The 8,325-nt window shown below is 29.6% G+C and carries 8 protein-coding genes; 6 read left to right on the top strand and 2 right to left on the bottom strand.

Translation table 11 applies throughout. The features are described 5' to 3' along the window. The first annotated feature begins 193 nt into the window (after nucleotides 1-193). On the top strand, nucleotides 194-568 hold the full coding sequence (locus N4A48_RS12605) for a hypothetical protein (RefSeq protein ID WP_293666514.1): 375 nt from the start codon (nucleotides 194-196) through the stop codon (nucleotides 566-568). 159 nt (nucleotides 569-727) lie between these two features. Then, entirely contained in the window at nucleotides 728-1,234 is a 507-nt protein-coding gene (locus tag N4A48_RS12600; RefSeq protein ID WP_293666513.1) for an undecaprenyl diphosphate synthase family protein, read from the top strand. 307 nt (nucleotides 1,235-1,541) lie between these two features. Here N4A48_RS12600 and N4A48_RS12595 read toward each other — a convergent pair whose 3' ends face one another. Next, on the bottom strand, nucleotides 1,542-1,949 hold the full coding sequence (locus tag N4A48_RS12595; protein WP_293666511.1) for a pyridoxamine 5'-phosphate oxidase family protein: 408 nt from the start codon (nucleotides 1,947-1,949) through the stop codon (nucleotides 1,542-1,544). 198 nt (nucleotides 1,950-2,147) lie between these two features. Between N4A48_RS12595 and N4A48_RS12590 the strand changes: the two genes are divergently transcribed. Together N4A48_RS12590 and N4A48_RS12585 are read left to right on the top strand one after the other, a co-directional pair. Beyond that, nucleotides 2,148-2,753 (top strand): TetR/AcrR family transcriptional regulator, encoded by a 606-nt coding sequence (locus N4A48_RS12590; RefSeq protein ID WP_293666509.1) that lies wholly within the window; start codon nucleotides 2,148-2,150, stop codon nucleotides 2,751-2,753. 291 nt (nucleotides 2,754-3,044) lie between these two features. After that, nucleotides 3,045-3,809 (top strand): class I SAM-dependent methyltransferase, encoded by a 765-nt coding sequence (locus N4A48_RS12585; RefSeq protein WP_293666507.1) that lies wholly within the window; start codon nucleotides 3,045-3,047, stop codon nucleotides 3,807-3,809. A gap of 68 nt (nucleotides 3,810-3,877) precedes the next feature. On the opposite strand, the gene N4A48_RS12580 is transcribed toward N4A48_RS12585, so the two are convergent. Further along, on the bottom strand, nucleotides 3,878-4,903 hold the full coding sequence (locus tag N4A48_RS12580) for a branched-chain amino acid aminotransferase (protein WP_293666506.1): 1,026 nt from the start codon (nucleotides 4,901-4,903) through the stop codon (nucleotides 3,878-3,880). A gap of 428 nt (nucleotides 4,904-5,331) precedes the next feature. Here N4A48_RS12580 and N4A48_RS12575 point away from each other — a divergent pair, with 428 nt between their 5' ends. After that, nucleotides 5,332-6,639, top strand: coding sequence for an amidohydrolase (locus N4A48_RS12575; RefSeq protein ID WP_293666504.1), 1,308 nt, complete (start codon nucleotides 5,332-5,334; stop codon nucleotides 6,637-6,639). Nucleotides 6,640-6,661: 22 nt separating this feature from the next. Further along, complete coding sequence (locus N4A48_RS12570) at nucleotides 6,662-8,236, top strand: AbgT family transporter (RefSeq protein WP_293666503.1); 1,575 nt, start codon at nucleotides 6,662-6,664, stop codon at nucleotides 8,234-8,236. The last annotated feature ends 89 nt before the right edge of the window (nucleotides 8,237-8,325 follow it).

Below are 8,325 nucleotides of genomic sequence, written 5' to 3'. Positions count from 1 at the left end.
GATGAAGATATATCAAGAATTAAGTCTTTAGCATTTGGATAATATAACCATACATTTGAAGTTAAGAGGATATTTTTTTGTTAAAATCAATTTACCATATTAAGTAAATTGATTTCAACTAGCACAATAGATTAATTAATAAAACAAAGCATAGTAAATAAAAGATAAATATAAATTTATAAAGGAGGTAAAAATGAAAAATATTTCTAATTATGATGCTGAAAAGTATAAAAATGAAAAATATTTTAAAGAAGCTGATGGGATATACAAAGTTAAGAATGAGTTTGTTACATCTTTGATTTTTGAACAAGAACCAAAATTAGGTGAAGGTGATTCACCTATAAATATCTCTCAATATCCATTAGAAGATATATTAGATAAGTTTTGTACATATATATCAGACTTTTACGAAGAGTTAAATAAAAATAGTCATACTACTTGCTATTATGAATTTGCTTCATCTGATATTGAAAATATAAAGAATTTACGCAGTGTAATTGGAAAACATGTTTATAATATAACGAAAAATATAGATGGAACAGAATATGAGGAATTAATTATTGAATAGACAAATTCTAATTTTCTAAAAAGAGAGTGAGTGAAAATTAGTGATGCATACATTGGATTTCTTAGCATATGTTTAGAAGTCAAAGGATATAATATCAGTACTTAGGAAGTATTTTATTATCTTTTCCTCATTTTACTGTACGATGGAGGAATATAACTGATGGATATTATAAAAATTTCAAAGCATATTGCAATTATGATGGATGGAAATGGACGATGGGCAAAAAGAAAATTTATGCCCAGAACATTTGGACATAGGCAAGGTATCAAAACATTAGAAAATATATGCAAAGATACATATGATTTAGGTGTAGAATATTTAACAATTTATGCTTTTTCAACAGAGAATTGGAGCCGTCCAAAAGATGAAATTATACGTACAACTAAAAAGATAGCATTAAAATGTTTAAATAACAAGTTAGATGTTTCAAGGATTAATGAAGATTTATTCGCTTCATATATGGATACCTGTGATATTCCTGAACCAGATTTATTCATTAGAACGGGAGGAGAAAAAAGATTATCTAATTTTTTACTTTGGGAAATGGCTTACACAGAATTATATTTCGTTGATGTATTATGGCCAGACTTTAAAAAAGATGACTTGGAAAAAGCAATTTATGATTTTTCTAAAAGAGATAGAAGATATGGCAATGTAATTGAGTAATTAAGTTATATAATAGCAATTGTATTAAACAGTAAATTTAATGCACAATCTTCTTAATATGAGTAATAGGGAAAGCCTAAAATAGTTTCCCTTATTGATTATATATACATATGACGAAGCATGTTTGTCGATTTATAATTATATCATTTTAGATAGATTAAGGAATATTGGTAAATATACAAATTTCAAATAAAAAACTTACGTTGTAGTATGCACGGAGAATTGTACCACAAATAACTGTGGTTAATTCTATGGAATTAACCCAACTAATCAATATCAATTAAAAAATGATCAAACTAGAGAGTATCTAGCTTGATCGTTTTTCTTTAATTGGGATTGTCATTTTCATCTCAAACCAATCATATTCAACATTTTCAAGATAAAACATTTCAAATTCATCTTCTCTTCCAGCATAAAGGTTTTTTATTACTGGACTATTTTCAATAGTGTTTAATTTAATTTGCATATCCTTTTCAATAACTACGTCGCCACTTACTCTTAGCGTTGATGACTTTTTAGACTTTGCTATCCATTCTGCATAAGGATTAACTTTTAGCTGGCTGAAAGTTCTTCTTTTGTTTGATGTTCCGAAAAATATTTTATTATCTTCAGTAATCATAATACCAAAGCCTCTAACTCTAGGTTTTCCATTCTTATCTGTTGTAGCTAAAAAACCCATAGGATTTTCTTTAATAAAATTTAAATATTTACGCATAAGATACATCTCCTCTTTTTTGTTTTTATATGTTTAGTTAATATTTTTGCCAGTAATTTTTTTAACTCTCTTGAATTTAAAGAGTATTTGTATTAACTATTGTATAGAAAAGAAATATAATATACAATGGTTAATAAAAGTGGTAGTGACATATAATAGTCATATTGATGATTATTGTTTATTAAACAGGAGGAAATGATGAATAAAAAAACAGATTTAAGAATAATACGGACGAAAAAATCTATAAAAAAAGCATTTTTTGATTTGCTTAAAAAGAAGAACTATAATAAAATTACTATTCAAAATATTGCAGAAGGAGCAGTGATTAATCGAAACACTTTCTATTTACATTATTTAGATAAAGATGATTTGCTCGATCAACTAAGTAATGAATGTTTGAATAAATTGAAAGGAAGTATGAAGTCTAGTAATAATATTGATACAATTAATGATTTAGGCTATGATGATTTTTATGAACTAAATAAGAAGGTTTTTGAAACTATTCAAGAAGATTTTGATTTCTATAAGGTGATTCTAGGAGATGAAAGTATACCTTACTTATCTATAAAATTCACAAATATTATAAAGAATCATATGAATGAAGGATTAGATAAATCTGTTTCAGTAAAAGAGAATAGAGATGTAGATAATAGAATAATCTATATTGAATATATGGCGGCAGGACTTATAGGAGTCATTCGATTTTGGATTAATAATAGGAATAAGTATTCAATAGAAGAAGTATCAAAAATAGTTGTTAATATGTACTCGGAAGATATACTAGAGTTACTAAAACGTAGCTAGAACTCGAAAATAGTCGTTGCAGTATCTACAGATAACCGTACCATAAATAGAAAAAGGGTATACTGTATTTTCAATATATTTAGTTTCTGAACTGAGAAGATATAAACTGTAATTTACTTAGTAATATTTATATAATATAGTAATTTTTGAAAAATTACTGATAGTTTAATCGGTTTCTCAATTAGTGTAAAACTTCACAATTACAAATTATTTTATTTGAAATATAAAGAATAAATGTTATAATTTAATGCACAATTGTAAAATATTATGTAATATTAAGGAGAGATTACATTGAATAACATATCACATGAGGAACAAGTTATAAATAAAGACTCCGTTTCACTTAATTCTTATGAAGAAATGGCTGAATATTATTTTAAATATGTAGATACAAAACCATTCAATGCCTACTATGAAAGACCTGCAACTATATCATTACTTCCACAAGTTAGAGGTAAGAAAGTTTTAGATGCAGGTTGTGCGGCAGGGTGGTATACTAAATGGTTATTAGAAAAGGGTGCAAGTGTAATAGCATTAGATTGTAGTCCAAATATGATAGAAATGGCTAAAAAAAGAGTTGGAAATAAGGCGAAAATTATAAGAGCTGATTTAAATGAGCCGTTGCATTTTATTGAGGATGAATCTATAGACATTATTTTATCATCATTGACACTTCATTATATTAAAAATTGGAATGTAGTAATGAGAGAATTTAATAGAATCTTAAAAAAAGATGGACAACTTGTTATATCTATTCATCATCCGTTTATGGATTTTACAGTATTTAATAAAGAGAATTACTTTTTAACAGAATTATTAGACGATGAATGGAACACTAACAATGGAAAGGTAAAAGTACAATTTTATAGAAGACCTTTAAGTGAGATTATCAACTCTATTATTGATGCCGGATTTATGATAGAAAAGCTGTTAGAGCCTATGCCGACAGAACAATTCAAAATCGCACAGCCTAACATGTATGATAGATTAACTAAGAACCCTCAATTTTTATTTATAACGAATAGGAAATTATATTCTTCTTTAACTTATGGATAAATATAATTTTCGTTATGAGTTTCAAAAAAGTCTACATTGAAAATCTTTATAAGGAAGACTTTTTTATATTATTTAACTTCTACAATCCATCCTTCTGGAGCTTTAACATCTCCAAATTGGATTCCGTAAAGTGTATTATAAAGTTTCTTAGTTACAGGACCGACTTCTGTTTCACTATAGAATACGTGAAGATTATCTTTATAATCAATTCCTCCAATAGGAGTTATAACAGCAGCAGTACCACATGCACCAGCTTCTTTAAATTCATCTAGATTTTCTACAGGTACATCTATTTCTTCAACTTCCATCTCTAAATATTCTTTAGCTATGTGCATTAGTGAATATTTAGTTATACTAGGTAATATAGATGGAGACTTAGGAGTTATAAATTTATCATTTTTTGTTATTCCAAAGAAGTTAGCAGCTCCAACTTCCTCTATCTTAGTATGAGTTGCTGGGTCAAGATATATACAATCTGCAAATCCTTTTTTAACAGCTTCTTCGTGAGCAAGTAAACTTCCAGCGTAGTTTCCTCCGACTTTTGAAGCTCCAGTTCCCCAAGGTGAAGCTCTATCATAATCAGCTATTGTAAAGTTTACAGGAGTCATTCCACCTTTAAAGTAAGGACCTACAGGAACACAGAATACGCAGAATATAAATTCTGGAGCAGGTTTAACTCCTAGATTATCTCCAACACCTATCATGAAAGGTCTTAAATAAAGTGTTGCTCCAGTTCCATGAGGTGGAATATAAGCTTCATTTGCTTTAACAACTTGAATACAAGCATCTATAAACTTCTCTTCAGGTATTTCGGGCATAAGAACACGTTTGCAACTGTCATTCATTCTTTTCGCGTTTTGATCGGGTCTGAAAAGTTGGATTTTTTCTTCTTTTGTACGATAAGCTTTAAGACCTTCAAAACATTGTTGTCCATAATGAAGAGCAGTAGAAGCTTCACTTATAGAAAGTTTGTTATCTTCAATTAAACTTCCATCATCCCATTTTCCATCTTTCCATCTTGATACATAACGAAATTCAGTTTTTATGTAGCTAAATGCAAGATTGTTCCAATCTATATTTACAGATTTACTCATTAAAATACCCCCTATTTTTAATAAAAGTTAAAACTTAAATACAATATGACAACAACTTCATTATAACATAAGAAACTAAAAAAAAGATAATTCTAAATTTTTAGAATTTAAGTATTTATCTAAGAAAACGGTTTTCTCATCGATATAGTTGAAAGTTATCTTGGGATTTTCGTAAATGAGATCGGTTTATTGACATGACTTATATGGGAATAAGTCAATTAATTGATAATTCGGTCGATTGACAATTTTCGATAAACGGTGTAAAGTAGTAAAAAAGGTAAAAAAAGTTATAGGTTCTATGTTAAGAAAGTTATATTTGCACTATTTTTAATAAACTGAAGAGTAGTATCAAAAAATTAATAATATTAGTTAAAAAATAAACAAAATTTTATGATTAAAGGAGATATTATACGAGGAGGTAAGCAAAAGTGACATTAGATTCTAAAGAATTAAAAAAAAGAATAGTTGGTTATAGAAGAGATTTTCACAAGCATGCTGAAGTGAAATGGACAGAATTTAGAACATCATGTAAAGTTGCCCAGAGGCTTGTAGAATTAGGGATTGAAGTTAAAATGGGGCTTAATATTGTAGAAAAAGGATTACAGTTTAGTTTTCCTTCAGAGGAAGTTATACAAAGAGAAATTCAAAGGGCTATTGATCAGGGAGCTAATGAAGAAATAGTTAGGCAAATGGACAATATAACGGGTGTTGTAGGTATCATAGACACAAAAAAAGAAGGACCAGTTGTTGCATTTAGATTTGATATGGATGCATTAACAATTGTTGAATCAAATGAAGATAAACATTTCCCTAAGGAAAATGGATTTCGTTCAATAAATGAGGGATATTGTCATGCGTGTGGACATGATGGACATACTGCTATTGGACTTGGTGTTGCAGAAGTACTTATGTCAATAAAAGATACTTTAACTGGTAAGATAAAACTTATTTTTCAACCCTCTGAAGAAGGAGGAGGGGGTGCAAGAGGCATTGTTAAAAAAGGTGTATTAGACGATGTGGACTATTTCTTTGCAGGACATATAGGATTAACAAAATTAGATGGACTTCCATTGAAATCTAGGGGGATTATATGTGGTACGAAGGACTTCTTAGATAATAGAAGATATAATATTACATATAATGGGAAAGCAGCACATCCTTGTGGAGATCCTCATGTAGGGAAAAATGCTTTGCTAGCTGCAAGTACAGCAGCACTTAATGTTCATTCAATTGCACCTCATAGCGAAGGAATGATGCGTGTAAATGTAGGAATTCTAAAAGCAGGTATTTCAAGAAATACAATTGCTCCAAATGCATATTTAGAAATTGAAATAAGAGGCGAAAATGACACTGTTGCTGAGTATGGAGAAGATAAGATGTTATCAATAGTAAAAGGAGTAGCTTCAGTTTATCAATTGGAATGTGAAATTGAGCATGTAGGTACCACTTATTCAGCTAAAAGTGATGATGAAGCTATTGATTTTGTTATGAATTGTGCAAAAGAAATACCGTGGTTTAAAGAATTTGAACTTATTGGAAGTGTCGGAGGAACAGATGATGCATCAGATATGATTAGAAGAGTACAAAAAAATGGTGGGATAGGTACATATATAGGATTAGGAGCAGATTTTACAGCTGGTTTTCATAATAGTTCATTTGACTTTGATGAGTCTATTCTGTTGCCATCAGTAGAACTTTTTGTAAAACTAGTACAACAGCTTCAAAATAGAAAATAATAAAAGAAGGAGGATTTAGTTTATGTCTAAGATAGCCGCTGAAAAGAAAAATACACTATTTGATAAATTTATAGATGGTGTAGAACGAGTAGGTAACAAACTACCACATCCATTCTGGTTGTTTGTATCATTATCAATTGTTGTTATGGTAGTATCATTTATTATGGCTAAGGGAGGAGTGGAAGTAACTTATTTAAAAGCTTCAAAACTTTCAACAGATGTACCAACAGAAGTAACAGTTGGGGTGAATAATTTACTAAGTAAGGAAAATATTCAGGGTTTATTTACTGGTTTTACAGGTATTTATTCAGGCTTTGCACCTTTGGGATTGGTAATGATTATGATGTTAGGTGTAGGTATGTTAGAACAAACAGGTATGCTTTCTGCATTAATTAGAAAAACTATACTAGGAGCACCAGCGTCTATGTTAATTTTTATAATTGCAATAGTAGGTGTAAATGCAAATTTAGCATCAGATGCTGGAGTAATTATTGTACCAGCAGTAGCTGGTGCAGTGTTTAAGTCATTAGGGATAAATCCTTGGATAGGAGTTATATCAGGATATGTAGCTGCAAATGGTGGGTTTAGTGCTAATATATTTATTGCAGGAACAGATGCTCTTTTAGCAGGTATTACTGAATCTGTAACAAAAGGCTTAGGAATTAATGCACCTGTTCATCCAATGATGAATTATTATTTTATGGTAGCATCTTGCTTTGTTGTTGTTGGAGCAACCGTTTTGGTAACAAAATTTTACACAGGTAAGAAATTAGGTGGAACAGAAATAACTCTGGATGAGAGTCAATTAGAAGAACACAAAGTAACTGAAGAAGAGAAGAAAGGTTTAAAATATGCAGGGATTGCAGCAATTATCTTCATATTTGTGATATTAGCACTTACGGTACCAAAGGATGCACTATTTAGAAATGCTGATGGTGGATTACTTCCAAAATCACCATTGTTAAGTAGTATTGTTAGCATTTTATTCTTTTTCTTTTTTACTTTAGCAATGGCATATGGAAAAGGATCTGGTAGTATAAAAGATATGAATGATGTACCAAAGTACATGAAAGAAGGAGTTTCGAATGCATTAGGATTTATGGTAATAGCTCTTCCTGCATCAATATTTATTAATTTGTTCAGTGCAAGTAATATTTCTACAATAATTGGCGTATGGGGAGGAGAAGTTCTTAAATCTCTAAGTTTTTCAGGATATCCTTTATTAGTCTCATTTGTACTGATTTGTACTTGTATGAATTTATGTATTACCAGTGGGTCTGCAAAGTGGTTGATTATATCCCCAGTTTTTGTACCTATGTTTTCTATGTTAGGATTTTCTCCAGCATTAACACAAGCAACTTATAGAATTGCAGATACTTGTACAAATATTATTTCTCCTATAGACTACTATGTACCCGTTATTATGGGCTTATTAGCAACTTATAATACAGACCCTGATAGAGAAGTTGGTTTAGGAACTGTTATTTCTTTATGCTTGCCATATAGTATTGCTTATATGATTGGATTATTGGCATTACTGTTTGTCTGGTATATGTTAGGATTGGATCTTGGACCAGGAGTACCTATGTTTATGTAAAAATATCATAATAAATCTATATGAAAAACTAACTATTAAATTTCATTTAAAAAGTTAGTTTTTTTATCTATCAATTAAATTTGATAAAG

Origin of the sequence: Tepidibacter sp., from assembly GCF_025210165.1 — a bacterium.
Classification (GTDB): Bacteria; Bacillota; Clostridia; order Peptostreptococcales; family Peptostreptococcaceae; genus Tepidibacter_A.
Note: the sequence above shows the minus strand (reverse complement) of the source record. Positions and strands in the feature narration are given on the sequence as shown.

Coding starts and splice junctions, on each gene's coding strand:
- N4A48_RS12605 (WP_293666514.1), top strand. CDS start 194: ATGAAAAATATTTCTAATTATGATGCTGAAAAGTATAAAAATGAAAAA.
- N4A48_RS12600 (WP_293666513.1), top strand. CDS start 728: ATGGATATTATAAAAATTTCAAAGCATATTGCAATTATGATGGATGGA.
- N4A48_RS12595 (WP_293666511.1), bottom strand. CDS start 1,949: ATGCGTAAATATTTAAATTTTATTAAAGAAAATCCTATGGGTTTTTTA.
- N4A48_RS12590 (WP_293666509.1), top strand. CDS start 2,148: ATGAATAAAAAAACAGATTTAAGAATAATACGGACGAAAAAATCTATA.
- N4A48_RS12580 (WP_293666506.1), bottom strand. CDS start 4,903: ATGAGTAAATCTGTAAATATAGATTGGAACAATCTTGCATTTAGCTAC.
- N4A48_RS12570 (WP_293666503.1), top strand. CDS start 6,662: ATGTCTAAGATAGCCGCTGAAAAGAAAAATACACTATTTGATAAATTT.